Here is a 25,861-nt window from a genome sequence, read left to right as displayed (position 1 = left end):
AAGAGCACAAGAGACCGTAAAACGGGATTCAAGTACTGATATGAAAAATATAAACGATTAATGAAACTTTTGACGAAAATGAACTATAATGAAGTATTAAAGACAGAATGCTATATAAAGAGGTGGGGGATATGACACTGATTGAACAAAGAGAACACCGCCAATATCCGGAGATCACCCGGCAGGAGACGTCGCGGGCCGTATACGAACGCGATTATTCCCGGCTCATCCATTCGCCTACCTTCCGCAGGCTTCAAGGGAAATCCCAAGTATTCGGCGCAGGCACCGGCGATTACTACCGGACGCGTCTGACGCATTCGCTCGAAGTGGCGCAAATTGCCCGCGAAGCGGCCAAGAGCCTGCTGCGCTCGTATCCGGAAGTGGAGACGGGACAAGCCGAGAATCCGGGCCTGGTCATTGATCCCGAGGTAGTTGAATGTGCGTCGATTGCCCATGATTTCGGCCATCCGCCGTTCGGACATAAAGGGGAAGAAGTGCTCGACAGCATACTGGACCGTATGATTGAAGAGAAGACAACGCAGAAGGCGCTGGTGACAGGAGCGGCGGCGGACCCGGTCCGCAAGCTTGGAATCTTTAACGAGATGCGAACCAAATATGAGCATTTTGAAGGGAACGCGCACAACTTCCGGCTGATCATGTTTCTGGAAAAGCGCGAAAATATCGACGGACTGAATCTGTCGGATGCCGTACTGCTTGGAATCAACAAGTACCCTTTTCCCGGAACGGTGCTCAAAAAAGGGATGTACCAGCATGAATGGGAATATATCTCGCATGTCCGCTCCGAATGGGGCATTCCGGAAGGCAAGAAGACGCTTGAAGCCCAGTTGATGGATTTGTGCGACGATATCGCTTATTCCGCCCATGACCTGGAAGACGGCATCAAGGCCGGAAAAATCGAGGTCCATGAGTTTTTTATGCGCGACCCGTATATTATCAGGCTGATTGTCGAGAAGATTATGACTCTGGAGGATTCTTTCTGGCATGGATGGACGGAGGAAGCGATACGGCCGAAGGTGGAAGAGGTGCTGGATTCGTTCCTGCGTGTCTGGAAGGAGAAAATGCCGACCTGTGAAAATGATTATTCCCGGACCCGCCGCGAAGTCAAAGCCTATTGGGTCAGCACTTTTGTCGGCAGCCTCGGAGTCATCCCGGACGGCGACTGGAAGAAGGTTACCTTTATTAAGGAAGGAAAAGAAGACGAAGACCTGCTGCGCACGGTAAGCGTCCTGAAAAGCTTTGCCTGGGTGACGATGATCCGCGACCTCCGTGTACAGCGGCTGCAGAAGCGCAGCGAATGGATTGTGCGGAAGCTGTGGGGCGCTTTCGTCGATCCGGATACGTCGAAGGCGATTATCCCGACCGATTGGCTGCAGCGTTTTGAAAAGGACCAGCGCCGGTCAAGACCGATCTGGACCTGGGAGCATATGGTGATCGACTATATTGCGGGAATGACGGATGCTTTTGCCGAGAAAATCTACAATGAATTGTTCGGGCTTAAAGTTGGCTCGATCTACGATCTGGATTAAAGAGATACTCAATACTGCTTTGCTCTTGACGCCCGGCTTTGCGAAATGCAGAGAGGGCGTTTTTTTCGGACGGCTGTACATAGAAACGAAAGGAGGGATGAGGATGGATTACATAGAGACGCCTTACTTATATATATATCGAAGTCACGAGAACGAGAGCGGACTGTGCTCTTTGGAGCTGGATGTATTATTGCAAGGGAATGTCTTGTCTCCGGGACTCGTTATTGCCCGGGAGAAGATTGATCCTGGCCGAAGTCCGTTTATATTGGGCAGAATTGACATTCAATGCGCATCGGAATCGTTGGGAGCCATAGGGGAGTTTGCTGCCTCAATCGGGTTTGAAGCGGGAGAGACCTTTAAGCTGATCTGTCCGAAGGAAGGGGGCGGAACCTTTGAAGAACGCAAAGAACTGGAGAGGGCCGTCGGCAGGCGGATGACCGGCACAGCCGATTTGCGGTCGCCGGACCGCGTATTCGGACTGGTCAAGCATAATGGCGTTATTATGCTTGGTGAGTACCATGAGAGCGACAGGAGCTGGCAGGCGCGGAAGCTTAAGCCGCATAACTATTCCACGGGGCTCAGTGTGGCGCTGGCCAGGTCGGCCGTCAACATCGCGGCCCCGCGTCCGGAAGGCCTGCGGGTTCTCGATCCGTGCTGCGGGATGGGGAGCGTTCTGATTGAAGGGCTGTCCATGGGGATGGACATGACCGGCTGTGATCTCAATCCGCTCGCCGTGCGGGGGGCGAAGGGGAATCTTCGCCATTTCGGCTACCCGGAGCATATCGTGACGCTTGGGGACATGAGAAATCTGTCCGGCAGTTATGACGCGGCTGTGCTGGACATGCCTTATAACCTGTGCTCCGTTCTCTCGCCGGCGGACACAAGAGAATTGCTGGAAGCGCTCCGCCGGTTAACCGGCCGCGCGGTCATTATTTCCACGCAGCCGGTTCAGGCGAGTATCGCCGCAGCCGGCTTTGAAATCAAAGGCGGCTGCACGGTGTCCAAGGGAACCTTTAAGCGGTCGCTCTGGCTCTGCCTTTAATATTGGCGTCGGTAGTCGATTACATTAATCGTGGGAGCGCCGTGAGCCAAATAAGATTTCATATTTTCGGTAAAAATACCGACGAGACGGTCGCTGTAATGATCGGTCAAGCCGGCGACGTGGGGAGTGATGATCACCTGCTTAATGTCCCATAAGGGATGATCTTCCGGCAGCGGTTCCACTTCGAACACATCCAGTCCCGCGCCGCGAAGCCGCCCGTTCTCCAGCACTTCGATTAACGCCTCCGTATCGGTGGTGCCTCCACGGCCGATATTGATGTAATAGGAGCCCTCCTTAAAAGCGGAGAACACGGAGGCATCGAACAGACCGCGGGTCTCGCCTGTGAGCGGGAGCGTGTTAATGACAAAATCGCCCTCGGCCACGGCATCCTTAAGCCGGCTGGTCGTGTACATGGCGTCAAAGCCGGGCAGCGGATCATCAATCCGGCGCACGCCTATGGTTCTCATCCTGAAAGCTTTGGCGATTCTGGCCGTTGCGGCTCCGATTTCGCCGGTGCCGGCGATGACAACTGTCTTGCCCGTCAGCTCGGTCTCGGTTTCATCCGAATTCCAGATACGGCGGTCCTGATTGCGGATGGCTGTATGCAGGTTGCGAACGAACATCAGCATATATCCGAAGATAACCTGGGAGATCGGTTCGGCGTGCACGCCGCTGGCGTTGGTCAGAACAATTCCCCGCTGCTCCAGCCGGTCAAGCGGCAGCTTGTCGACTCCGGCAGACCAGGCCTGTACCCAGCGGAGCGGAGTGCCTTCGCGAAGCAGGAGGCCTGAAATTCCTTTCGCCCAGCTGATCACGATTTCCGCCCCGGCAAGCGCTTCAAGATCCGGCTGTTTGGCGTCGCACTGCACAAAGGTATAGCCGGGAGCGGCCTTGCGGATCGCTTCCACTTGTTCTTTTGTCAAAGGCTGCAGACATACAATCGATTTTGCCACAATCGTCCCTCCCGACAGTAAACTTTATTAATTAGAAGCTTAATATTCCATAAGCATAGCAAATCCGCAAAGAAAGGTGAAATGAACATGGATGACGGAATGAAGAACGGCAATAGTGACATGACTCCCGAGAGATTGTTTACGGCTGTAAGATTGTCCCCCGAACTGCGCGGAGCCGTCTCAGGCATGTGCCGGAGGCTCTCCCAGGAGCTGCCTTTTGCCAAATGGACGCATGAGGGGGACTACCACATTACACTCCAGTTTCTGGGCGATACCGACCCGAGGAACATTCCCGAGCTAGTGTCGGCGCTGAAGAAGTCCGCGGCGGACTTCGGGCCATTCACCATGTCGCTGCGCGGCACGGGTGTCTTCGGCGCTCCGTCGGCACCGCGCGTTCTGTGGGCGGGATTGGACGGAGAGACGGACCGGCTAAGGGAATTGCACAGCCGGATTGTGGCAGCCACAGAGCCGCTGGGATTTCGCGCCGAGGAGCGCGCGTACAAGCCCCATGTAACGCTGGCCCGCAAATACAGGGGGGAGCAGGGGTTTGACTCCCAATATCTTGATGCGCTTACACGGGAAGAGAGCGTTCTGCAGGCATCCTGGAAAGTGGATGAATGGGTTCTTTTTGCAACGCGGATGCATAACAAACCGATGTATGAAATTGTCGAAACAATAAAAATTTAATAAAAAAAGAAGGCTAAACCTGTTCAAACCTCTCATTTTCGGTTACATATAGTTGGAATGTGCCGTAAAACTAGGAGGAATAAAATGTCTGTATTTAAACTAAACCGCTGGATGGTGCCGTTGTTCGGCGTTATTCTGGTGTGTTTCTCTGCGATAATTTTGCTTGTGCCCGGACTGGGCCTTAGCGGAGAGCGGGACGAGGTTCATCTGGGCCGTTTGCAGTCCCCGCGTCTTTCGTCTGCGGCAGAATCCGGCGATATCGCCATGAACACGGCTAATAGGACCAAGCCGGCGGCGGAGTCGGGCCTGACCTCACGAACCGCGAACGTCCGGCAGGTCCAGCCCAAGCTGTCCGCCGTATACCGGTCACCCCGGTACGCCTGGAAGCCCATGCTCGCCGCCGAATGGCTGAGCGCCAAAGCGTGGCACCGGACGGTTCAAGCCGCCTCGCCCGCAGCGGCAAGGGGCGGGACCTTCGCGGCCACCGCCGTAAGCATCCCGCAAAGCGTGCGGGAAGCAAGGCGTAAGGCTGCTATCGGGGTGAGGGCGGGCCAGTCCGCGGTCAAGAAGGCTGCCGCATCCAAGTTACATCCCCCTGCAATACTCTACTTCTCACGGAACAGGCTGTTAAGCCGGGAAGAGCGCCATCAGGCGACCCGGAGCTACGCGGTATCCGTAGAAGATGTGCTTCTGCTGGAGCGAATCGTCATGGCAGAGGCAGAAGGCGAACCGTACGAGGGCAAGGTGGCAGTCGCCAACGTTGTCCTAAACCGGCTGCGGTCAGCCAATTTTCCCGATACGATCAAAGAAGTGATCTACCAGAAATATCAGTTCAGTCCCGTAGCCAACGGGCGTCTGAACCGGGTCAAGCCGAACCGCGAATCGGTCAGGGCGGTGGCTGATGCGCTTTCCGGAGTGAAGGCGGTCACCGACGATACCTATTATTTTCTTTCGCTTAAGCTGGCTCAGGATCTTAGCGTGCACCATTCCCAAACTTTTTCCAAAAAAATCGGAAATCACAGCTTTTATAGATAGTTGATCTTCTTCGTACAGGGTAATCTTACTATATGTACAAAGGAGGGGAATAATTATGAAAATTACTTACTACGGCCATTCCGCGCTGCTGGTTGAAGGGACTGGCGCCAGCATTATCATTGATCCGTTCTTGTCGGGGAACCCTCATTCGGGAATCGCGCCGGGGGATATCCGGGTGGACGCCGTTCTACTGACCCACGGGCACTCCGATCACCTCGGGGATGCGGTGGAGATTGCCAAGAACAACGATTGCCCGATCTTCGCGGTCTACGAGCTTGCGGAATACTGCCGGATTAAAGGCGCAAAAGTCAAGCACTTGAATATTGGCGGCGGGCTTACCTACTCCGGATTCACCGTAAAATATACCCCCGCCTTCCACTCCTCGTCCATACAGGAGGGAGACTACTGGATTTATCTTGGCCAGCCTGCGGGAATCCTGCTGACCCTTGACGGCAAAACGCTGTTCCATGCCGGGGACACCGCGCTGTTCGGCGATATGAGGCTGATCGGGGAGCGCAATGCCATCGATCTTGCTGCGCTGCCGATCGGGGATATGCTGACGATGGGACCGGACGATGCGCTGCTGGCGGCGCGGTGGCTGCGGGCAGCCCAAGTCATTCCGCTTCATTACAACACGTTTCCCGGTATCGAGCAGGACGGAGTTCAGTTCTGCGACAGGCTGAAGCAGGAGGGTATTGACGGCTATCCGCTGAAAGCCGGGGAAAGTCTGGAGATTTAGTTGAAAAGATGAGCTCGCCGCATCTATCTGAACCGGCAATTTTAGTCCCATCTGACATCAAAAAAGGATGACCGGTGTAAAATCCGGTCATCCTTTTTTAAAATATAAGAATTTAATAAGCCGGGGGCTTAACATTTTGACTTATATTTCTACGAGAAACGTACTTGCGTCATAAAAAGACGCTGTCAGGTGTTTCTTGCAGTTTCGTGTTAAGCCAAGGTTAAGGCGTCAAATATATCGCTTCATCGGGGCACGGTTGGGATTGGGCGCTGAGGCTCCCGGACAGATCCTTCGGGTTCCCTAGCATCTCCAGAACCGTTGCCGCACAGTTTCCCGGCTGGTAACGGTCGGGCGAGAGACGGCGGCGGCGCTGTTCCTCCAGCTCCGCGTATTCGCGGCGCAGCAGCCGGAACCATTTATCGACGACCTTCTCGGAGTCAAGCATCTCGGCAAGTCCGAGTTCAACGAAGTATTGGCTGTTCTTCTCTTCCTGCCCGGGAATGGCCTGATAGAACAGCATCGGAATGCCTTTGGCCAGCGCTTCCGTGCAGGTCATGCCGCCCGGCTTTGTAATCAGCAGATCGGCGGCGTCCATCAGCTTGTTGACATCGCTGCTATATCCGATAATAGTAACGTTCGGATGGCGGAGCCGGGGGTCGCTGCGCAATTTTTCAACCAGTTTATTATTGCTGCCCATGCAGAAGACGAGCTGAATCTGATCGATCTTCGCCGTCAGCGCGTTCATGATCTCTTCGCCGAACATCAGGCCCCAGCCCCCGCCCATAATAAGCACGGTAGGCATATTTGCCAGTCCAAGCTCCTGTCTTAGCGTCTCTTTGCTGGAACGTTCCCAGAACTTGGGGTGGACGGGGATGCCCGTTACCGTCACCTGGTCGGCGGGAATGCCTCTTCCCGTCAAAATCGACTTGACCCTGGAAGTGGAGACGAGATAGCGGTTCGCCTCTGCGTTAACCCAGCTTCCGTGCGCGTCATAATCGGTAATCAAAGTGTAAAGCGGCACATTCAGCCCCAGATGCTTCAGCCGGGATACGACGGCGGCGGGAAGGGGATGCGTGCATATAATAAGATCGGGCTTAAGCTGCTCGATGACTTGCCGGGCATGTGTATAGAAAACCCGGTGCAGCGCAAGCTTGGTGAACCGGTTCAGTGATCTGTGGTATTGGGTCTTGTACAGCATGCCGACCAGCTTCGGCTGGCTGCTGACCGTCTTGCGGTAGGCGGAAAGAATCCATGGAGCCACCGTCGGGTTCAGAAATTTGCCCAGCTCGATGACCCGGCACTGGACTGCAGGATTAAGGCGCTTGATACCTTCAGCCAGAGCATAGGCTGCCCCTGTATGGCCCGTGCCAAACCCTTCCGAAAACAGCAGTACTCTTTTCTTTCGCATAATGTCACCCGCTACTTTCCGTATCGATAGAATTGCAAAGTTTGTTACATTCACTATACGCTATTTTTGCTTAGAAATTCTGCCTTACAATCACATTATACAAATAAGACGTAAATAGAAAGTTAAAACACTGCAAAAACTAAAAATAAAACATTCTGGAAGGTATTGCAATCCGGCGGTCATGGTGGTAAATTTACTAATGACTAAATGACCAATTTCGTAAAACGGTCAATATCGATTAAACAGCATTGCGCAAAGCGGAGGAAAGGACGTGCTTAACCAGTGGCAGCGGTGGACCGAAGGCAGCAGGTGATCAAAGCGGCGGCGAAATCTTTTTCATTATTCGGCTACAAGGCGACAACGATGGATCAGGTGGCGAAGATCGCGAATGTCGGCAAGGGCACCATTTATACTTTTTTTTCGAACAAGGAACAGCTCTTTGACGAAATTCTGCGCGGGGTCATTCTTGATTTGAAACATATCGCCGAACGGGAGATCAGACGCGACAAGCCGTTCTTCGATAATCTGCAGCGGGTGCTGGACGCCCTGCTGGAATTCCGAAGCGAGCATGAGCTGTTCATCAAGCTTTCTCAGGAAAAGCGCGAATTCGGCACGCCGCAGGCGCAGGAAGGCCTCGACAAGATCGAGAGTGTCATCCTCGGGTATATCGAACGGGAGGTGGAGTACGCCATCGGGCAGGGTCAAGTGAAGCCGTGCGATCCCAAGGTGGTATCGGCGGTTATGCTGAAGCTGTATGTCGTGCTGACTTCGGAGATGGGCAAACTGCGCGAGCCTCTGGACAAGGAGCAGATCAAAGCGTATTTCCGGCTGTTTCTGGCCGAAGGGCTGGAACAGAAGCAGGTGTAAGGAGGAGGCGGAAGGCCGTTCCCGATTAAGACGCTTTTTTGCTGCGGAATTCATTCATGAGGGAAGAAGATAGGAAAAGCCGGAGGGCTTTTTTTATCCCTTTGATTGACCAATCGGGGAAAATAGTCAGTTGTTATTTCAGCAACACAACAGAGTATAAAGAAAATGCATAAGGAGAGGACCGGATTGAAATCATTATCTGTCTTTACCAAAGACGTGGGCGCGGTATTCAAGAAGCCGATGACGCTGATTACCGTTCTGGTTGTGCTGTTCATTCCGATACTGTACAGCGGAGTGTATCTGAAGGCGTTCTGGGACCCGTACGGTAATCTGGATAAGATGCCCATAGCCATCGTCAATGAAGATAAGGGCGCCGATTACGAGGGAACCCGGTTGAATGCCGGGCATGATCTGGTGGAGGAGCTCAAGAAGAGCAAAGACTTCGACTGGAGCTTTGTGAGCCGCGAGCAGGCGGCGGCGGGACTGGAGAAAGACGAGTATTATGTGGCGATCATTGTGCCGGAGAACTTCTCCGCCAATGCGACAACGCTGCTGGATGACCACCCGACGCCTGCACAGCTCATTTACGAGCCGAAGCAGGGCGAGAATTTCACGGCAAGCACCATTGCGAACTCGGCAGCCAAGGAGCTTAAAGCCAAAGTATCCGCGAAGATTACGGAGGCGTATGCGAATTCCGTCTTTGACAAAATCGCCGACATCTCCAGCGGGCTTGGCGAAGCCAGCGACGGCGCCTCCAAAATCGCCGACGGGGCCGTCAAGCTGGACGACGGCGCGTCCAAGCTGAAGGATAATCTGGTTGTCCTCAGCGATGGCGCGGGCAAGCTGCTAAGCGGCGTACAGCCGCTGAAGCAGGGGGCGGCAGCGCTCAAGACCGGCGCCACCCAGCTTCAGGAGGGCGGGAGCTCTCTGGCCGGCGGGCTAAGCCGCCTGTCCGCCGCTCATAAGCAGCTTGCAGACGGCGCGGCAAAGTCGGCGGCGGGCGCCAAGCAATTGAGCGGCGGGCTGCAGCAGGCGGCCCAAGGCGCGGTGAAGCTTCAGACCGGAGCGGAAGCTGTTGCGGACGGCGGAGCGAAGCTTAAGAGCGGAGCGATGTCCGTCGCAGACGGCAGCGGCAAGCTGCAGGCCGGGCTGGCTGCTTCCGTCGACGGCAGCGCGAAGCTGGCGGACGGACTGAAGGCCTCGGCGGACGGCAGCGCGAAGGTTAGCGCCGGGGCCAAGAGCATCTCGGATGGGCTACAGCAGCTGGCGGCCGCCAATCCTACGCTTGCGGCGAGCGCCGATGTGCAGAAGCTGATCGCCGCCAGCAAGGCGGTGGCCGACGGCAGCGCGCAGCTTCAGCAGAGCCAGGCGCAGCTCGCCCAGGGCGCAAGCGACTTGCACAGCGGCCAGGAGCAGCTTGCGGCGGGTGCTGCGCAGGTGCATGATGGAGCGCAGCGGGTCGCGGTCGGCGCGGGCGAGCTGAGCGGCGGGGCTCAGCAGCTGAACGCCGGTGCGCAGCAGCTGGCTGCGGGGCAGCAGAAGCTCGCGGGGGGCGCGTCGGCGCTTGCCGATGGCGGCAGCAAGCTGTCCGCAGGCATGCAGCAGTTCGGGGCGAAGCTCGGCGAGGCGGCGCAAGGCGGCAGCAAGCTAGCGGAAGGCAGCGCCAAGCTGGAATCGGGCGCGTCGGCGTTTGCGGCCGGAGTCGCCAAGCTTGGCGGCGGCATCGGCTCCGTAGCGGAAGGCTCGCAGAAACTGGCCGATGGCGCCGGAGACTTGAAGGATGGCACAGATGGCCTGAAGTCCGGATCGGCGGAGCTTGCGGGCAAGCTCGGCGATGCAGCGGTTAAGACGGACGTCAATCGGACAGACGGGACCGCAACCATGTTCGCGGAGCCGGTCGAGCTGAATCAGGAAACCTTGAGCAAAGTGCCGAACTACGGTACCGGGCTCGCTCCCTATTTCCTGTCCCTGGGCCTGTTCGTGGGTGCACTGATCTGTACGATCATCATCTCTCTCCGCAATGTTACCGTGGAGGAGGCGACCGGGTTTAACCGGTTTGTCAGCCGCACGCTGATTTTCTCCGCCATGAGCCTGCTGCAGTCTCTGGTGGCCGCTTCGATCCTGCTCTACGGTCTAGGACTCGAAGTGCAGAGCGTGCCGAGATTTTACGCATTTACGTTCATCGCGAGCCTTTCGTTCATGTGGATGATCCAGGCTCTCGTTACCTGGCTGGATCAGCCGGGCCGATTCGTTGTCATCGTGCTGCTAATCTTCCAACTCACGACAAGCGCCGGCACATTCCCGCTTGAGGTGATTCCGAAATGGATGCAGTCGATTCATCCGCTGCTCCCGATGAGCTACAGCGTGCAAGGCTTCAGATCGGTCATCTCTACGGGCGATTTCGGCAAAATGTGGAGCGATGCGGGTACGTTGGCCGTTTATGGCGTCATCTTCCTCATTCTGACATTTTTCTACTTTATAACCCGAGGACGCGACTCGCAAACCGAATTAAATAGTGAACAAGTTTTGTCTGTATAACGTTTAATGAAATCGCCGCCGGCGGTTTTCACCGGAGCGCCCTTTTGGAGCGCTTTTTGGTGTATACAGGAAGAGAAAACGCTTTCCGTCTTATATTACAAAAGGATTACATGAGTAAAACGTTTTCATTTTATAAGCACTTATTCATTCTTAATGTATAATTATTCATGCAGCAGATTATTTAAGCTTTATTTCTCTAAAGCTGTGACGCAAAAGCTAATCTTAATCGGTATAATAAAAAAGTTTAAATTGCGCTCATGTAAGGTCGATGATAAAATAATATAACCAATCTGCGTTGAATAATTATTAATAATGCCCCACTTTATTATAGAAAGGTTGCGTAAGATGAGACACACAGAACTGCCCCCTAAACAGGGCCTTTACGATCCCCAGTTCGAGAAAGATGCCTGCGGTATGGGCTTTGTTGCCCATATTAAAGGAAAGCCCTCTCATGAGATTGTCAGCAACGCCTTAACCATGCTCGCGAATATGGAGCATCGCGGAGGCCAGGGAAGCGAGCCGAATTCCGGCGACGGCGCGGGCATTATGCTGCAAATTCCGCACCGGTTCTTCTCCGAAGAAGCGAAAGCGCTCGGGTTTGAACTGCCGGAGGCGGGCCGTTACGGTGTAGGCATGCTTTTTGTGTCTCATAACGAAAACATCCGCACCGAGCATGAGCGCATCCTGAGCGACATTATCGCCGAAGAAGGGCAGACCGTGCTCGGCTTCCGCGAAGTTCCGACACGCGACGACATGCTGGGCAAGACGGCCAAGGCCGCCAAGCCTTATGTCCGTCAAGTATTTATCGGCCGGTCCGCTGATATTCAGGACGATCTTGCCTTTGAACGCAAACTGTACGTAATCCGCAAACGGGCGGAGCTCACAATCCGCTACGGCGGATTGGAAGAAGGAGACTCCTTCTATATTCCGAGCTTGTCCTGCCGCAAAATCGTTTATAAAGGAATGCTGACCACCGAGCAGGTGGGTCAGTTCTATCTTGATCTTCAGAACGAAAAGCTGGAATCGGCGATCGCGCTCGTCCACTCGCGGTTCAGCACGAATACGTTCCCAAGCTGGGAACGCGCGCATCCGTACCGCTTCATGATCCACAACGGCGAAATCAACACGCTGCGCGGCAACGTGAACTGGATGCATGCACGGCAATCCCTGTTCAAGAGCGAGGTGTTCGGCAGCGATCTGGAGAAGATCAAGCCGGTTATCAACCCGGACGGTTCCGACACTGCGATGTTCGACAACACGTTCGAGTTCCTGTACCTGAGCGGACGTTCCCTGCCTCATGTGGCCATGATGATGGTTCCGGAGCCGTGGAGCAACCACGACAGCATGGACGAGAAGAAGAAGGCATTCTACGAATACCACAGCACCCTGATGGAGCCGTGGGACGGTCCGGCCGCCATGGGCTTCACTGACGGTGTGCAAATCGGCGCCATTCTTGACCGCAACGGGCTGCGGCCTTCCCGCTACTATGTAACGAAGGACGATTTGATTATTCTGTCCTCCGAAGCGGGCGTACTGGATATCGCTCCGGAGAACGTTCTGTACAAGGACCGCCTGAGACCGGGCCGTATGCTGCTGGTCGACACGAAGGAAGGCCGCATTATTTCCGACGAAGAAGTGAAGGCGGTGATCGCTTCCGAGCGTCCGTACCGCGAATGGCTGGATGAGCATCTGATCGGCCTGAGCGAGCTTCCGGAAGCTCCGGAGCTTCCGAATCCGAAGCATGACAACGTCCAGCAGCTGCAGCAGTCTTTCGGCTACACGTTCGAGGATCTGCGCAAGGTGCTTGAGCCGATGGCGTCAAGCGGCGCCGAAGCGGTCGGCTCCATGGGCTACGACGCTCCGCTGGCGGTGCTGTCCGACCGTCCGCAGCGGCTGTATAACTACTTTAAACAAATGTTCGCCCAGGTAACCAACCCGCCGATCGACGCGATTCGCGAAGAGCTGGTTACTTCGACGACAACGACAATCGGACCGGAGCGCAACCTGCTTAATCCAGAACCGGAAAGCTGTAGACAGATCGCGCTGGAGACGCCGATTCTGTCCAATGAAGACTTTGCCAAGATCCGTCACGTACGCCGCGCCGGCTTCAAGTCGATGACCATTCCGATTCTGTTCCCGGCCGAGCTGGGAGCCGAAGGACTGCGCACCGCGCTTGACCGCCTGAGCGAAGCCGCCGACCGGGTAATCGACAAGGGGCACAATATTCTTATTCTGTCCGACCGCGGCGTAGACCGCGAGAATGCGGCTATTCCGGCTCTGCTGGCCGTATCGAGCCTGCATCACCATCTGATCCGTCAAGGAACGCGGACCAAGGTAACGATTCTGCTTGAATCCGGCGAGCCGCGCGAAGTGCATCACTATGCGCTTCTGCTTGGCTACGGCGTGAGCGCGGTCAATCCGTACCTGGCGTTCGAGAGCCTGGACGACATGATCGCCCAAGGCCTGCTGAGAGGCGTTTCGCACGAGAAAGCCGTGAAGAACTATATTAAAGCTGCGACCAAGAGCGTGGTCAAAATCCTGTCCAAGATGGGGATTTCCACGATCCAGTCCTACCGTGGCGCCCAAATCTTCGAGGCGGTTGGCCTGAATTCCGAGTTCGTTGACCGCTACTTCACCTGGACGCCGTCCCGCATCGGCGGCATCGGCCTGGAGGAAGTGGCCGCGGAAGCGCTGGTGCATCATAACCGCGCCTTCTCCGACAAGGATGGCACGGATAAAGTGCTGGATTCCGGCGGCGAATACCAATGGCGCAGCGACGGGGAGGATCATCTGTTCAACCCGCAGACGATTCATCTGCTTCAGCATTCCGTCCGCAGCGGCGATTACGATATGTACAAGAAATACTCCGCTCTGGTTCAGGGCGAGAGCAAGAAGCATCAGACGCTTCGTTCCCTGCTTGAATTCAAGCCGGCAGGAGAGGCTATTCCGCTGGAAGAAGTGGAACCGATCGAATCGATCATGAAACGCTTCAAGACCGGCGCGATGTCCTTCGGCTCGATCAGTAAGGAAGCGCACGAGACGCTGGCGATTGCGATGAACCGCATCGGCGGCAAGAGCAATACCGGCGAAGGCGGGGAAGATCCGGCGCGCTTTACTCCGGATGCCAACGGCGATTCCCGCCGCAGCGCGATCAAGCAGGTCGCATCCGGCCGATTCGGCGTAACGTCGAACTACCTGGTTAACGCCGACGAGATTCAAATCAAGATGGCACAGGGCGCGAAGCCGGGCGAAGGCGGACAGCTTCCGGGACGCAAGGTGTATCCTTGGGTTGCCGAGGTTCGCGGTTCCACGGCGGGCGTGGGTCTGATCTCGCCGCCTCCTCACCATGATATTTACTCGATCGAGGATTTGGCGGAGCTGATTTACGACCTGAAGAACGCCAATCCGCGCGCAAGCATCAACGTGAAGCTTGTATCCGAGGTTGGTGTCGGAACGATCGCTGCTGGTGTGGCGAAAGGCCGCGCCGACGTCATCCTGATCAGCGGTTACGACGGAGGCACCGGCGCGTCGCCGATGAACTCCATCCGCCATGCGGGTCTTCCGTGGGAACTGGGTCTTGCCGAGACGCATCAGACGCTGATGCTGAACAATCTGCGCGACCGGATCGTGCTGGAAGCCGACGGCAAAATGCTAAGCGGCCGCGACCTGGCTGTAGCCGCGCTGCTCGGCGCCGAAGAATACGGATTTGCCACCGCTCCGCTGGTGGCTGTGGGCTGCATCATGATGCGTGTCTGCCAAATGGACACTTGTCCAGTCGGCGTCGCAACGCAGAATCCGGATCTGCGCAAGAACTTTGCCGGCGATCCGCAGCATGTCGTTAACTTTATGACATTCGTCGCCCAGGATCTGCGCGAAATTATGGCGAGCCTCGGCTTCCGCACCATTGAAGAAATGGTCGGACGCACGGACTGCCTGGATGCGGTTCAGGCTTCGTATCATTGGAAGAAGAAGGGTGTCGACCTCAGCGGATTGCTGCATACGCCAGAGCTGCCTGAAGGCAGCACGCGTTATAACACCAAGAAGCAGAATCATGGCCTGGAAGAGACGCTTGACGTATCCAAGCTGCTTTCTCTTGCGGCTCCGGCGCTCGAGAACGGAACGGTTGTGGAGGCATCCCTGCCGATTACGAACGTTAACCGCGCCGTCGGTACGATTCTCGGCAGCGAATTGACGCGCAAATACGGCGCAGCCGGCTTGCCGGATGATACGATTCGCCTGCACTTCACAGGATCTGCCGGACAAAGTCTTGGGGCTTTCATGCCGAAGGGTATCACCATTACGGTTGAGGGCGACACGAACGACTACATCGGTAAAGGCCTCTCCGGAGGCAAGCTGATCGTCAAGCCGTCTCCGAAAGCGACGTTTGTCGCTGAGGAGAACATCATTGTCGGCAACACGGGATTCTACGGAGCGACAAGCGGCGAAGCTTACATCAGCGGTATTGCCGGCGAACGCTTCGCGGTCCGCAACTCCGGTGCCAAGGTTGTCGTTGAAGGCGTGGGCGACCACGGCTGTGAATACATGACCGGCGGACGCGTCGTTGTCCTTGGCGAAACCGGACGCAACTTCGCGGCGGGTATGTCGGGCGGTATCGCCTATGTATTCGATCTCGATAATTCGTTCATCAACCGCTGCAACCTGGAAATGGTTCTGCTGGAGCGCGTGGAGGAGAGCGAAGAGATCGAAGATCTGCACGGCATGATCGTCCGCCATACGGAGCTGACGGGCAGTGCGCTCGGCCAGCGTGTGCTGGACAACTGGCAGGATAACCTGCCGAAATTCGCCCGCGTTATTCCGAAGGATTACAAACGGATGATGGACCAAATCCGCAAGGTTGAGGAAACCGGCCTTACCGGCGAAGCCGCAATGATGGCCGCTTTTGAAGCGAACATGCGAGAATTGGCACGGGTTGGCGGTTAATAATAAAGCTAATATTTCTGAAAGAACGCATTGCAGGCGGCAGTTCGGAGCGAGTCTCCGAGCTGCCGCTTTTTTGTTTACCAATAAGAGGTTCAAAAAAAATTGCAGTATTTTTGCGTCCTGCGTCGTCTAATCTAATATAGGGAATTTTTGCAAACTTCATAACGAAAGGATGGTGCGATAGAATGTCGGCAAATATAGCGGTTCAGGAACCGGTTGCCCGGCTCCTAGGCGTGACCAAACAGATCGGCAGGAAAACACTGGTCAGCGATTTGACGCTCGATATCCCGGCGGGACAGATCTTCGGCTTTCTCGGTCCGAACGGCGCAGGCAAGACAACGACGATCCGAATGATGGTCGGGCTGATCTCGATCAGCAAGGGAGACATTACGATTGGCGGAAGAAGCATAAGGACGAATTTTGAAGAGGCGGTGGCGCAGGTTGGCGCGATTGTGGAAAATCCGGAAATGTACAAGTTTTTGACCGGGTACCAGAATTTACGCCAGTATGCACGTATGGTCAGCGGAGTTACCAAGCAGCGCATTGATGAGGTCGTCCGGCTTGTCGGATTGAACAATCGTATTCATGACAAAGTGAGGAGCTATTCGCTTGGCATGCGCCAGCGTCTTGGAGTGGCCCAGGCTTTGCTTCATCGCCCCAAGCTGCTGATTCTGGACGAGCCGACCAACGGGCTTGATCCGCAGGGCATCCGCGAGCTGCGCGACTATCTGCGAAGACTGTGCCGGGAAGAAGGGACCAGCGTCTTTGTCTCCAGCCACTTGCTGTCTGAAATGGAACTGATGTGCGACAGCGTGGCGGTCATCCAGAATGGCAAACTGGTGGATGTGCGTCAGCTCAAACCTGTGGGAGAAGCTGAAGCAGGGCCGCTGAGCAGGGAGATTATGTTCGAAGTGAACGATCCGGGAGCGGCACAGGCGCTAATCGGCGGAACCGTGGATCCACAAGGCCTTGTCGTAAGAGCTCTCCGGAGCGATATCCCCGGATTGAATGAGCGGCTGGTCGGCGGTGGAATTCAAGTATTCGGCATAAAAGAAGTGGTCGTTTCGCTTGAAGACCAATTCCTGAAGATGACGGGAGGTGAAGGCATTGAGTAGTTTTTCGTCGCTCGTACATAACGAGAATATTAAAATATACAGACGCATCCGTACCTGGATCATGCTGTTTCTGCTCGTTGTCTTGAGTATCCTGATGCCGGTGCTCACATACGTTACCAGCGAACCGCAGTATCGGCCGGGCATGTGGAACAGCTTTCAAATGACGCTCAGCGCCATGTTTTTCTTGAATACGATTTTTACCGTTGTTATCGCTTCGGATGCCGTCGCGGGCGAATTTTCATGGGGGACGATCAAGATGCTGCTGATCCGGCCTTGGAGCAGATCGAAGATCCTGCTGTCCAAATATGTGGCGATGGTGCTGTTCAGCATCCTTACGACGGCGCTGCTGGCGGTTTGTGCGTTCGGCGCATCCCGCATCCTGTTCCCGGCTGAAGGAGCGTCCACGCTGGTCGGCAGCTGGAGTCAGGGAACTTACAGTTTGCTGGATATCGGCTGCCGGTATATCGAGTTGTTCCTGACCGCCGCGATTGCCTTTATGGTTTCCAGCGTGTTCCGCGCAAGCGGGCTGGCGATCGGCCTGTCGCTGTTTATTATGTTCGCCAAGGATGTATTTACCGCCATTTTCAATCCCGAGCGTTATGAATGGGCGAAGTACTTGCTGTTTACCCATATGAACCTGAGCTCATATCTGGTTTCCGACCAAGGACCCGGAGGCGTGACCCTTGGCTTCTCCATTGCGGTGCTAGCTATTTATTATGCCGTATTTCTGCTGTTGTCCTGGGTGGTGTTCAGCCGCAGAGACGTCGCAGGGTGACCGGAAAAATAAACAGGAAACCGCGGGATACCCCGTCCTCCTGGGGACTTCGGTTAGGAAGCGTGCCCGTCCTGCTCGAAATCATGTTCCGCGTTTGCGGCGCACTCCTGGGTCCATACCGAACCGTTCGCTCCATCGGGAGCGGGCGGTTCTTCCATTTCGACCAGCCCATTCAGGACGCCGCCTTCCATTATGGACAGCTTGCCGGCGGCAGCGCTGCCGTGCAGACTGCCTGTCGAGGTCAGAATCAGACCGTGCTTCGCTGTGACATCCCCGAATACTTTGCCGGCGATAATCACCTCGGCGGCCGTAATGCTGGCGTGGACACGTCCCTGCTCGCCGATCGTCAATGTGCCGCCGCAGCGGATTTCTCCCGTAAAACCGCCGTCGATGCGAAGATTGGTGTCGCATTGGATCTTTCCTTCCAGATTTCCTCCATGGCTAAGCAGCGAATCTGTCTGAGATGCTGGCCGTCCTTTTCCTTTTTTATTCCACATGCTTCATTCCTCCATTTCCTCTTTGCGGTTGATGTTCATTTTGGATGGACATAGGACAAAGGGTTCACGGTCTTGTTCTGCTTGCTGACTTGGAAATGCAGATGCGGGCCAGTGCTTCTTCCGGTGCTGCCGGCCTGTCCGATTCGTTGGCCTTTGACGACCTTGTCTCCGGCGGATACCGCCAAGCTGCTGAGATGCATGTAGGAGGTCTTCAGCCCGTTCTCATGGTCAATCACGATGAAATTGCCGCGGGCAGGAGACCGTTCGGCGGCCATCACGGTTCCGCCCTGAGCGGCAAACACGAAATCGCCGGTCTCGGCCGCAATGTCGATTCCGGCATGAAAAGAAGAACTTCCTTTGAAGGGATCGGAGCGGTAGCCGAAGCTGGAGGAGACGACCCGGGAGGAGGTGGGCCACAGGAAAGCCTGCGTCAGGTTCGCGCTGTCACGAAGCGTCTGACGCTGGAGATCGGCCTCCGCTTGCTGGGCGTCCAGAATCGTGCGGGAAAGGCTGTGGATCATCTCTTCGAGCATGCCGCCGATCTCCGTAAGCTCGTCTTTTGTCTCCCGGATGGTATCGATCTCCTCATAGGAAGCTACATATTCTCCGCCAACCCGTAAGGAGGGAGTATCCAGGATAGCGGCTGTAAAAGCTCCGATTCGGATGGTGATCGCCGAAGGAGAAACAGAGCTGACAGACGCCGCGAATGGAGGCTTTGTTACGGGACCTCCGCCAGAAGCGAACGCTGTTCGTTGAACAGAGCTGTCCGAAATGGCGTCAAGACCAGTTTTCATTCCGGATGCGGCGCCGTCAGCCGATAAGGCAGCCGTATCCAGGGCCGCTTCGCTTTTGTCCGGATCAGGCACCGCTTTAGCCCCCGTTTTCTCCGCGCCCGGTTCCCTGTCTGAAGTCCCTTCCTTTTGGTCTATGAGGTCCTGCAGCTCCTGTTCCAGCGCATCTACGCTTTTGAGCTGCTCCTTGATTGCTTGGGCTTCTTTCGAGAGGGCGGCGGCTTCGCTTTGAACCTGCCGCAGCGTTTGATCCTTATCCGCGATCTTGGCTTCCAGACGAACATTTTGCGAGGACAGGGCAGCGGCTTCGGCTTCAAGCTCCTGTATGGAGCGGGAGGCATGGTAATGCATGGAACTGATCAGACTGGACAGAGACAGAACGGCGGCGGCCGGCAAGGCCATCGCCATCGGCCTGGATAGCTGAAGCTGTCTGACCGGACGCCCGGCATCCCGGACGACGAGAAGGGTAATCTTATCCGATCGGCTTTTCATAACATCTCCTTCCTGCGCCCGGATGAATAACGCTTGCATCCGGAAGCTTGGCTGTTCAAGTTGTCCATATAACTCTATGTATTCCGGTCAGGACGGGTTCATGACATGCGAATGACTGAATAATGCGGGGATTTTTGGCAAAACCTGTACTGATGCAGCTTAAACGCTCTGTCGCGAACGACAGCAAAGGAGACTTGGACGGTATGAAAATATTCGCTGCACTGCTGTGCTTGTTTATTGTCCAAATCATTGGGATTCTGTTACTTGAATATCGCCGTCCCCAGAGAGCGGTCGCTTGGCTTGTTCTGCTCTTTTGCTGTCCGCCGCTCGGGCTGCTGATTTATTGGTTTATGGGCCGGGAGTATAGACTGAGCCAGAAGCTTAAAACCTGGGAAGCCGAAACACGCCGTCGACTCCACAGGCACGCCGAGGAACGGAGCCTGGCCGTAACCCGCGCGGAGGATACCGGAAACCCGGAGCTGACCGGGCGCTCGGAGCTGCTGCGCCTGCTGTCCGGACTGACGGAAAGCCCGGTTACCGGCAGAAACGCGACCCGGATTCTGGTTAACGCGGATGAAACGTACGATTCGATGCTTGAAGCGATGGAGGCGGCGTCCGAGCACATCCATTTAGAGGTTTATATTTATCAAGATGACGAAATCGGGGAGGAATTCCAGGATGTCATGATCCGCAAAGCCCGGCAGGGCGTAAAAGTGCGCTTGCTGCTCGATGGACTGGGCTGCCGAAAGCTGAGCCGCCGCTTTATGCGGTTGTTATCTACAGTCGGGGTCGAGGTGCACCGGTTTCTGCCGCCGCTCGCGTCGCTGCCCGCAGGGCGCTTCAATTACCGCAACCATCGTAAAATCCTTGTCGTCGACGGTTTGGCCGGCTTCACCGGAGGAATCAATATCGGTGATGAATATCTGGGCAAAGACCCGAAAATGGGGTTTTGGCGCGACACCCATCTGAAGCTGGAGGGCGACGCCGTCTATTTTATCCAGCATATTTTCCTAAAAGACTGGCAGCTCGCCTCCGGTGAGCGTTTGAGCCATCCGCGCCTGTTCCCTATTCATGCCTGTGAAGGCAAGGAGGCGGTTCAAATCATCGGCAGCGGTCCGGGCGCCGCCATTGACGCCTCAGAGGCTATGATTTTTGGCGCACTAAGCGCCGCAGAGAAGCGGATTTGGATCGAGACCCCTTATTTTATCCCGGACCCGGCCATTTTGCGGGCGTTAAAAACAGCTGTTCTAAGGGGGGCGGATGTGCGGATTATCATTCCGGATAAACCAGACCACCCGTTTGTGTACAACGCCTCTCTTTCGTATATGGACGATTTGCTGGATGCGGGCGTGAAGTTTTACCGCTACCGTAAGGGCTTCATGCATGCGAAGGTATGGATCGCCGATGGCCTGCTGGCCTCGGTCGGGAGCGTCAACCTGGATATGCGGAGCTTCTATTCCAATTTCGAGCTGTCCGCCGTGCTGCTTCATCCGAAACGAATCGAAGAGCTGGCCGGCCAGTTTCAGCGCGATCTGGAGGAAAGCGAGGCGATGGATATGGCTGGCTTCGGCAAAAGGGGAAAAGCCGCTCGGGCCAAGGAAGAATTTTGCCGCCTGCTTTCTCCGCTTCTGTGAAAGAAAAACTGACAGGAGATTCCTGATGACGGGGGTTATTTGGCCTGTCCATTCATTAACGGGTATACCAATGTGATATAATATAAGGACTATCCTAAAAATACGGCAAAGACAGGGGGAGTTCTATGGGCACGAGTCCACAAATTCTAGTTAAAGAGGAACCGAATAAGCCCCGGAAATCCGGGACAGCCAGGACAGCCAGACTGGCGCATCGTACCGTGATGATGGTGCTCGGAGCAGGCATGATGGCCGTGGCGCTTGAAATTTTCCTCGTTCCGAATCAGATGGTCGATGGCGGCATAACGGGCATTTCGATTATGCTGTCGCATATTTTTAATATTCCCCTCGGCATTTTGCTAACCCTTCTCAACCTTCCTTTTCTTATCGTCGGCTATAAGCAAATCGGCAAGACGTTCGCGCTGTCCACGCTGTTTGCAGTCGTTGTCATGTCGATTGGCACGCAGCTGTTGCATCCCGTGCAGCCGATTACGGTCGAGCCGCTGCTTGCGGCGGTATTTGGCGGCGTGATTCTCGGGGTCGGCGTCGGTCTTGTGGTACGTTACGGCGGATCGCTGGACGGTACGGAAATTGTGGCGATTCTGGTTGCCAAGAAGCTGCCTTTTTCCGTAGGCGAAGTCGTGATGTTCTTCAATCTGTTTATTTTGACGGGAGCTGGCTTTGTATTCGGTTGGAATAACGCCATGTTCTCGCTGATTGCCTACTACATTGCTTTCAAAATGATCGATGTTACCCTCGAAGGTCTTGACCAGTCGAAGTCGGTCTGGATTATCAGCGACAAGTACCGCGATATCGGCGAAGCGCTGACGGAGCGGCTCGGCCGGGGCGTCACTTACCTGCAGGGAGAGGGCGGATTTTCGGGCGAGGACAAAAAAGTGATTTTCGTCGTGATTACCCGGCTTGAAGAGGCTAAAATGAAGGCAATCGTTGAAGATTGGGATTCCGATGCGTTTGTCGCGGTCGGCAATATCCATGATGTCAAAGGCGGACGCTTTAAAAAGAAATCCATCCACTAGCACTTTTACTATAATAAAATCCGCATTCGAAAACCTCCGCTTCGCAGCCGCGAAAGACGGAGGTTTTGCCTTTAACGGCCCTGAACAACGATTCGCTACCGAAGGGCGGCGATGACAAGATCTACCGGCTGTGGGGGCAATTGCTCAATCAGATCGCCCATGACGCGCAGACGTTCTTCAATATTCAGCAAATGGAATTCCTCAGGGGAAACGTTCCTGGCAACCTCGTCCCAAGTAAGCGGCGTCGATACGGTCGCCAGCGGACGGGCACGAGGAGTATAGGGGGCGGCCAGCGTTTTGCCGCGGTAATGCTGGAGGTAATCGAAGTAGATTTTGTCGCCGCGCTGTTTCTTCAGCCGCTCCAGTGTGAACAGCCCGGGATGCTTCTCGGTAACATAACGGCCGACCAGATGCCCGACCTTCCGAAGCTCGTCAAACGTAACTCCCTGCTTGATCGGCACAATAATTTGCACTCCGGTCGCTCCCGACGTCTTCGGAACCGAGGCGAGCCCGAGGGATTTCAGCACCTCGCCGACAATCGCCGTCGCTTCCATAATCCGGGGCTCCACCTCCCGGGATGGATCAAGGTCGATCATCCATTCGCAAGGAAGGCTTCTTCCGGCGTAATGAAGTGAAGGATGGAACTCAAGCGCGGCCAGATTGCCGAGCCAGAGCAGCCCGGGAAGCCCGTCCAGCGAAATATAGTTAATGTCTTCGTGCATAACGGTGCGGATAAAGGGCGGCAGCGGTTCAGGCGCGTTCTTTTGATAAAAGGACTTGCCTTCCACTCCATGAGGGTAGCGGATCACTGTCAGGAGCCGGTTCCTCAAATAGCGGAGCAGATACGGCGAAAGGGCGGCGAGCTTCTCCAAATAGATGCGCTTGGTGATACCCTGTTCCGGCCACAGCGGCTTGTCGGGATTGGTGATGGTGACCGATTGTCCTTCGATCGTAATGGAGCCTTTGACGGCGGCTGGCATTCGGCATACCTCCAAAAATGAATAATTAGCGTTTCGGGAGCCGGCACTCCGATGGAGAGAGATCAAGTCTGGCTTGAATGCTGGGGTGGCGCAGCGTGCCGGAATCGGTCCATTCCAGAAAATGGATTTTAAATACCAACTCCGGGCGAATCCAGAAGGCTCCTTTAACCCGCTGCGGTAGAGAAGCGAACGGCATGTCTTGTGCAGCGAGACGGTGTGACAGGGCGGTTAGCTCCCGCCAGTCCTTTACAGTCATTTTCCCTGTGCCTGCATGTCCGATATAATGCAGACGCCCGTCATCGCCATATAACCCAAGCAGCACGGCATTGACCGTACCGTCCCGGAAGGTGACGCCTCCCGCGACGGCATTGAGATCGGAAATGATTTTGCATTTGAGCCAACGCTTGTCTTTCCCGCCCGGCGAGTAGACGCTGTTCACATCCTTGCAGACAATGCCTTCAAGCCCTTGTGCGCGAGCGGCCGCGAGCAGCGCGGCGGGATCGTTATAACTCGGCACGGCCTGCACATGCGGATGGGGACGCAGCATTTCCTCGAGCAGGCTCCGGCGCTCCAAGAACGGCAGGTCCAGTGTCCACACCCCGTTGCAGTATAAAATATCAAATACCATATACAAAATGGGAATTTGCCGGACCGTCGAAGCGATGGCCGATTCTTTCCTTAGGCTGTCGCGGCGCATCACTTCATGAAAAGAGGGCTTTCCTTCGCTAAGCGCGATAACCTCGCCGTCCAGGATAGCGGAACCCGCTTTACAGTAGCTCTCCGCTGCGGCGATTTCCGGATACTGCTTGGTCCGATAATTTTGGCGCCGGTTAATCAGCTCGGTGGAACTGCCGTCGTAATAGGAAAGCACGCGGACGCCGTCCCATTTAATCTGGGCGATCCACTGTTCTCCGGCAGGCGGAAGGTCTGCGATGACCGGTTCAAACGGAACGATGGGCGTCAGTTTCATCGCCGCTCGCCCTAGGATACCGTTTGCTTGTTCTTCGCGCTGCGGCGTTTCGGCTTGGGCGAAATGACAGGCGCCGGGGAAGAAGTCTCAGGCGGAAGCGCTACGCCTGCCGGCACAGCGCTTCCGGCTGCCGGAGCATCCTCAGCTCCGGCGGCCTTCGCTGCTGGCCCGGCGGTTCCCGCAGCCGGTTCTCCCGCGCCGGCTCCGCCCTTGGCTGCGGCTGCGGCCCCGGCAGCTTTCCCAGCGGATTTCTTCCGCCCGCCCGCCGCTTTGCGGGGTTTGGCGGCAGGGGCGGGCGCCGGGCTGCCCGGATCGGATGGAATATGCTGAACGGCCTCGATGCTCGCCTGAAGCGCGGCCATCAGATCAATAACATTTGTCTCCTGCCTAGCCGGAGCAATGCGGATTTCCTCCCCGGCCACTTTGCTTGAGATCAGGTCAAGCATCCGATTGCGGTAATCGTCCGTGTATTTTTCCGGCTCAAACGGCGTCGACAGCTGAGAGATGAGCAGCTTGGCCATATCCAGCTCCTTATCGTTCACCACGCCGGCTTCCGGCAGACTCGGCACCTGGGATACCGGCCGAATCTCATCCGGGTAGAACATCGTCTCGATCGACAGGCAGTTCTCCAGAACGCGGATCGCGGCCAGGCTGCTTTTGGAGCGGATCGATATTTTGGCGACGCCGATTTTTCCGGTCTGGCGCATTGCTTCCATCAGCAGACGATAAGCGCCGGCTCCCGCCTGGTCGGGAGAGAGGTAGTACGTTTTTTGAAAATAAATCGGGTCAATTTCCTTCAAATCCACGAAGTCGAGGATCGTTATATTCTTGGTGCTTTCTTCCGTGAGAGCGTCCAGCTCGTCTTTGTCGAAAATAACAAATTTGCCCTTCTCGTACTCGTAGCCTTTGCCGATTTCGTCCCAGGCGACCTCCTTGTCGCATACCGGACATTTGCGCACATAAGACAAGGGACTGCCGCAAGCTTTATGAATATAACGCAGGGAGACATCCTTATCCTCGGTGGCCGAGAACATTTTGACCGGCACATGCACAAGTCCGAAGCTGATAGCGCCTTTCCAAACGGTATGCATCGTATAACACCTCATTTTGTATAGTCTTCGGGCTGCTTTCGAGAAGCCTCTGCTGCATTTTAAAAGCTGAAGTTGCCTCGGTATGGACGATCTGAAAAATTCCGCTTTGGCTTAGTATGAACGCCAGCAGTCTTTTTACACCTTGAAGAATTTCGGTTGTGCCGCCCGTCTTGGCAGGAATAGATCTAAACGCTGAGGGAAAAATAACCCTGCCATGGTTTCGGCAATGGATGGCATGAGTGCAAAGGGGAATGGAGGCGGAAAAATCGATGTTTCCGGAAAGCGGATGGCAGGAACAAGAAGGGTGCACCGAGATAAGCGGGAAGGCCGTGAACTGGGAAGAGCTTACCGCGTCGCGCCCCGAGGACGAGATTGTTCCAGGGACGGATAATCTGGATGCGGAACGGACCATCGGCGGACTGGCGCCGGAAGACCGGGACGTGCTGAAAGAATCTCCACATAGAAACAGTCCGTAATAATAGCAGTCAATAAGGCTGGACAATCAGCAAACCTACAAATAGGAGGAAAATGATGATGGACATACAGCGTGCGCAGGATATTTTTGCTTCCAAGGATAACATTGCCGTACATCTGGACGGGGAACCGGTATGGATTGAGCATGTGGATGCGGCGAACGGCATGGCGACCGTTCAGGTCGGCTCGCGGCCAACCGATGTGCAGACGGTCGGCGTCGACCGGCTGGAAGAGGAGAAGCGCTAACCATA

21 protein-coding genes are annotated in these 25,861 nt (G+C 55.5%); 14 read left to right on the top strand and 7 right to left on the bottom strand.

Annotated features, from left to right (window positions below; genetic code table 11):
* The first annotated feature begins 131 nt into the window (after window positions 1-131).
* Together G5B47_RS20900 and G5B47_RS20895 are read left to right on the top strand one after the other, a co-directional pair.
* Complete coding sequence (locus G5B47_RS20900; protein WP_165102302.1) at window positions 132-1,547, top strand: deoxyguanosinetriphosphate triphosphohydrolase family protein; 1,416 nt, start codon at window positions 132-134, stop codon at window positions 1,545-1,547.
* A gap of 103 nt (window positions 1,548-1,650) precedes the next feature.
* On the top strand, window positions 1,651-2,589 hold the full coding sequence (locus G5B47_RS20895) for a TRM11 family SAM-dependent methyltransferase (RefSeq protein ID WP_235957254.1): 939 nt from the start codon (window positions 1,651-1,653) through the stop codon (window positions 2,587-2,589).
* Here G5B47_RS20895 and G5B47_RS20890 read toward each other — a convergent pair.
* Entirely contained in the window at window positions 2,586-3,542 is a 957-nt protein-coding gene (locus tag G5B47_RS20890) for a D-2-hydroxyacid dehydrogenase (RefSeq protein ID WP_165102296.1), read from the bottom strand. The two genes, G5B47_RS20895 and G5B47_RS20890, sit on opposite strands and share 4 nt — an antisense overlap.
* An 87-nt stretch (window positions 3,543-3,629) precedes the next feature.
* Between G5B47_RS20890 and thpR the strand changes: the two genes are divergently transcribed.
* The 3 genes from thpR to G5B47_RS20875 all read left to right on the top strand — a co-directional run bounded on the left by thpR (window position 3,630) and on the right by G5B47_RS20875 (window position 6,003).
* On the top strand, window positions 3,630-4,229 hold the full coding sequence (thpR, locus tag G5B47_RS20885; protein ID WP_165102293.1) for an RNA 2',3'-cyclic phosphodiesterase: 600 nt from the start codon (window positions 3,630-3,632) through the stop codon (window positions 4,227-4,229).
* Between the two features lie 84 nt (window positions 4,230-4,313).
* Window positions 4,314-5,264 (top strand): cell wall hydrolase, encoded by a 951-nt coding sequence (locus G5B47_RS20880; RefSeq protein ID WP_235957252.1) that lies wholly within the window; start codon window positions 4,314-4,316, stop codon window positions 5,262-5,264.
* A 55-nt stretch (window positions 5,265-5,319) separates the two neighbouring features.
* The gene (locus tag G5B47_RS20875; protein WP_165102290.1) at window positions 5,320-6,003 is read left to right on the top strand and encodes a metal-dependent hydrolase; all 684 of its coding nucleotides are present in this window, start codon (window positions 5,320-5,322) and stop codon (window positions 6,001-6,003) included.
* A gap of 220 nt (window positions 6,004-6,223) precedes the next feature.
* Here G5B47_RS20875 and G5B47_RS20870 read toward each other — a convergent pair whose 3' ends face one another.
* Entirely contained in the window at window positions 6,224-7,411 is a 1,188-nt protein-coding gene (locus G5B47_RS20870; RefSeq protein WP_025333486.1) for an MGDG synthase family glycosyltransferase, read from the bottom strand.
* 282 nt (window positions 7,412-7,693) lie between these two features.
* Here G5B47_RS20870 and G5B47_RS20865 point away from each other — a divergent pair, with 282 nt between their 5' ends.
* The 5 genes from G5B47_RS20865 to G5B47_RS20845 all read left to right on the top strand — a co-directional run bounded on the left by G5B47_RS20865 (window position 7,694) and on the right by G5B47_RS20845 (window position 17,647).
* Window positions 7,694-8,278 (top strand): TetR/AcrR family transcriptional regulator, encoded by a 585-nt coding sequence (locus G5B47_RS20865; protein WP_165102287.1) that lies wholly within the window; start codon window positions 7,694-7,696, stop codon window positions 8,276-8,278.
* A gap of 186 nt (window positions 8,279-8,464) precedes the next feature.
* Window positions 8,465-10,816 (top strand): YhgE/Pip family protein, encoded by a 2,352-nt coding sequence (locus G5B47_RS20860; RefSeq protein WP_165102284.1) that lies wholly within the window; start codon window positions 8,465-8,467, stop codon window positions 10,814-10,816.
* Between the two features lie 345 nt (window positions 10,817-11,161).
* Window positions 11,162-15,757: a glutamate synthase large subunit gene (gene gltB, locus G5B47_RS20855; RefSeq protein WP_165102281.1), complete on the top strand. Its 4,596-nt coding sequence runs from the start codon at window positions 11,162-11,164 to the stop codon at window positions 15,755-15,757.
* Between the two features lie 185 nt (window positions 15,758-15,942).
* Window positions 15,943-16,872 (top strand): ABC transporter ATP-binding protein, encoded by a 930-nt coding sequence (locus G5B47_RS20850; RefSeq protein WP_165102278.1) that lies wholly within the window; start codon window positions 15,943-15,945, stop codon window positions 16,870-16,872.
* The gene (locus G5B47_RS20845) at window positions 16,865-17,647 is read left to right on the top strand and encodes an ABC transporter permease (RefSeq protein WP_165102275.1); all 783 of its coding nucleotides are present in this window, start codon (window positions 16,865-16,867) and stop codon (window positions 17,645-17,647) included. Before G5B47_RS20850 ends, G5B47_RS20845 begins: the two co-directional genes overlap by 8 nt.
* A 53-nt stretch (window positions 17,648-17,700) precedes the next feature.
* Here G5B47_RS20845 and G5B47_RS20840 read toward each other — a convergent pair whose 3' ends face one another.
* Window positions 17,701-18,144, bottom strand: a complete 444-nt coding sequence (locus tag G5B47_RS20840; protein ID WP_165102272.1) for a bactofilin family protein — start codon at window positions 18,142-18,144, stop codon at window positions 17,701-17,703.
* Window positions 18,145-18,179: 35 nt separating this feature from the next.
* Complete coding sequence (locus G5B47_RS25740) at window positions 18,180-19,427, bottom strand: M23 family metallopeptidase (RefSeq protein ID WP_235950222.1); 1,248 nt, start codon at window positions 19,425-19,427, stop codon at window positions 18,180-18,182.
* Window positions 19,428-19,630: 203 nt separating this feature from the next.
* Here G5B47_RS25740 and cls point away from each other — a divergent pair, with 203 nt between their 5' ends.
* Both cls and G5B47_RS20825 read left to right on the top strand, forming a co-directional pair.
* Window positions 19,631-21,061, top strand: coding sequence for a cardiolipin synthase (gene cls, locus G5B47_RS20830; RefSeq protein WP_165102269.1), 1,431 nt, complete (start codon window positions 19,631-19,633; stop codon window positions 21,059-21,061).
* 125 nt (window positions 21,062-21,186) lie between these two features.
* Window positions 21,187-22,095 (top strand): YitT family protein, encoded by a 909-nt coding sequence (locus G5B47_RS20825; RefSeq protein WP_165102266.1) that lies wholly within the window; start codon window positions 21,187-21,189, stop codon window positions 22,093-22,095.
* A gap of 95 nt (window positions 22,096-22,190) precedes the next feature.
* Here G5B47_RS20825 and ligD read toward each other — a convergent pair whose 3' ends face one another.
* Genes ligD through ku form a run of 3 tightly spaced genes read right to left on the bottom strand, consistent with a single transcriptional unit; the run spans window position 22,191 to window position 25,136 of the window.
* Entirely contained in the window at window positions 22,191-23,075 is an 885-nt protein-coding gene (gene ligD, locus G5B47_RS20820) for a non-homologous end-joining DNA ligase (RefSeq protein WP_165102263.1), read from the bottom strand.
* 25 nt (window positions 23,076-23,100) lie between these two features.
* On the bottom strand, window positions 23,101-24,045 hold the full coding sequence (locus tag G5B47_RS20815) for an ATP-dependent DNA ligase (RefSeq protein ID WP_165102260.1): 945 nt from the start codon (window positions 24,043-24,045) through the stop codon (window positions 23,101-23,103).
* 11 nt (window positions 24,046-24,056) lie between these two features.
* Window positions 24,057-25,136 (bottom strand): non-homologous end joining protein Ku, encoded by a 1,080-nt coding sequence (ku, locus tag G5B47_RS20810; RefSeq protein ID WP_165102257.1) that lies wholly within the window; start codon window positions 25,134-25,136, stop codon window positions 24,057-24,059.
* Window positions 25,137-25,405: 269 nt separating this feature from the next.
* Here ku and G5B47_RS20805 point away from each other — a divergent pair, with 269 nt between their 5' ends.
* Together G5B47_RS20805 and G5B47_RS20800 are read left to right on the top strand one after the other, a co-directional pair.
* Window positions 25,406-25,612, top strand: a complete 207-nt coding sequence (locus G5B47_RS20805; RefSeq protein WP_165102254.1) for a hypothetical protein — start codon at window positions 25,406-25,408, stop codon at window positions 25,610-25,612.
* A 58-nt stretch (window positions 25,613-25,670) separates the two neighbouring features.
* Window positions 25,671-25,856, top strand: coding sequence for an H-type small acid-soluble spore protein (locus G5B47_RS20800; protein WP_165102251.1), 186 nt, complete (start codon window positions 25,671-25,673; stop codon window positions 25,854-25,856).
* Window positions 25,857-25,861: the final 5 nt, after the last annotated feature.

Source organism: Paenibacillus apii (assembly GCF_011043685.1).
GTDB lineage: Bacteria > Bacillota > Bacilli > Paenibacillales > Paenibacillaceae > Paenibacillus_AQ > Paenibacillus_AQ sabinae.
Note: the sequence above shows the minus strand (reverse complement) of the source record. Positions and strands in the feature narration are given on the sequence as shown.

Bases quoted from the DNA above. Each gene is read 5' to 3' on its own strand.
- G5B47_RS20880 (WP_235957252.1), top strand. From the start codon at position 4,314: ATGTCTGTATTTAAACTAAACCGCTGGATGGTGCCGTTGTTCGGCGTT.
- gltB (WP_165102281.1), top strand. From the start codon at position 11,162: ATGAGACACACAGAACTGCCCCCTAAACAGGGCCTTTACGATCCCCAG.
- G5B47_RS20825 (WP_165102266.1), top strand. From the start codon at position 21,187: ATGGGCACGAGTCCACAAATTCTAGTTAAAGAGGAACCGAATAAGCCC.
- G5B47_RS20805 (WP_165102254.1), top strand. From the start codon at position 25,406: ATGTTTCCGGAAAGCGGATGGCAGGAACAAGAAGGGTGCACCGAGATA.
- G5B47_RS20870 (WP_025333486.1), bottom strand. From the start codon at position 7,411: ATGCGAAAGAAAAGAGTACTGCTGTTTTCGGAAGGGTTTGGCACGGGC.
- G5B47_RS20875 (WP_165102290.1), top strand. From the start codon at position 5,320: ATGAAAATTACTTACTACGGCCATTCCGCGCTGCTGGTTGAAGGGACT.
- thpR (WP_165102293.1), top strand. From the start codon at position 3,630: ATGGATGACGGAATGAAGAACGGCAATAGTGACATGACTCCCGAGAGA.
- G5B47_RS20815 (WP_165102260.1), bottom strand. From the start codon at position 24,045: ATGAAACTGACGCCCATCGTTCCGTTTGAACCGGTCATCGCAGACCTT.
- ligD (WP_165102263.1), bottom strand. From the start codon at position 23,075: ATGCCAGCCGCCGTCAAAGGCTCCATTACGATCGAAGGACAATCGGTC.
- cls (WP_165102269.1), top strand. From the start codon at position 19,631: ATGAAAATATTCGCTGCACTGCTGTGCTTGTTTATTGTCCAAATCATT.
- G5B47_RS20850 (WP_165102278.1), top strand. From the start codon at position 15,943: ATGTCGGCAAATATAGCGGTTCAGGAACCGGTTGCCCGGCTCCTAGGC.
- G5B47_RS25740 (WP_235950222.1), bottom strand. From the start codon at position 19,427: ATGAAAAGCCGATCGGATAAGATTACCCTTCTCGTCGTCCGGGATGCC.
- G5B47_RS20900 (WP_165102302.1), top strand. From the start codon at position 132: ATGACACTGATTGAACAAAGAGAACACCGCCAATATCCGGAGATCACC.
- G5B47_RS20895 (WP_235957254.1), top strand. From the start codon at position 1,651: ATGGATTACATAGAGACGCCTTACTTATATATATATCGAAGTCACGAG.
- ku (WP_165102257.1), bottom strand. From the start codon at position 25,136: ATGCATACCGTTTGGAAAGGCGCTATCAGCTTCGGACTTGTGCATGTG.
- G5B47_RS20800 (WP_165102251.1), top strand. From the start codon at position 25,671: ATGGACATACAGCGTGCGCAGGATATTTTTGCTTCCAAGGATAACATT.
- G5B47_RS20840 (WP_165102272.1), bottom strand. From the start codon at position 18,144: ATGTGGAATAAAAAAGGAAAAGGACGGCCAGCATCTCAGACAGATTCG.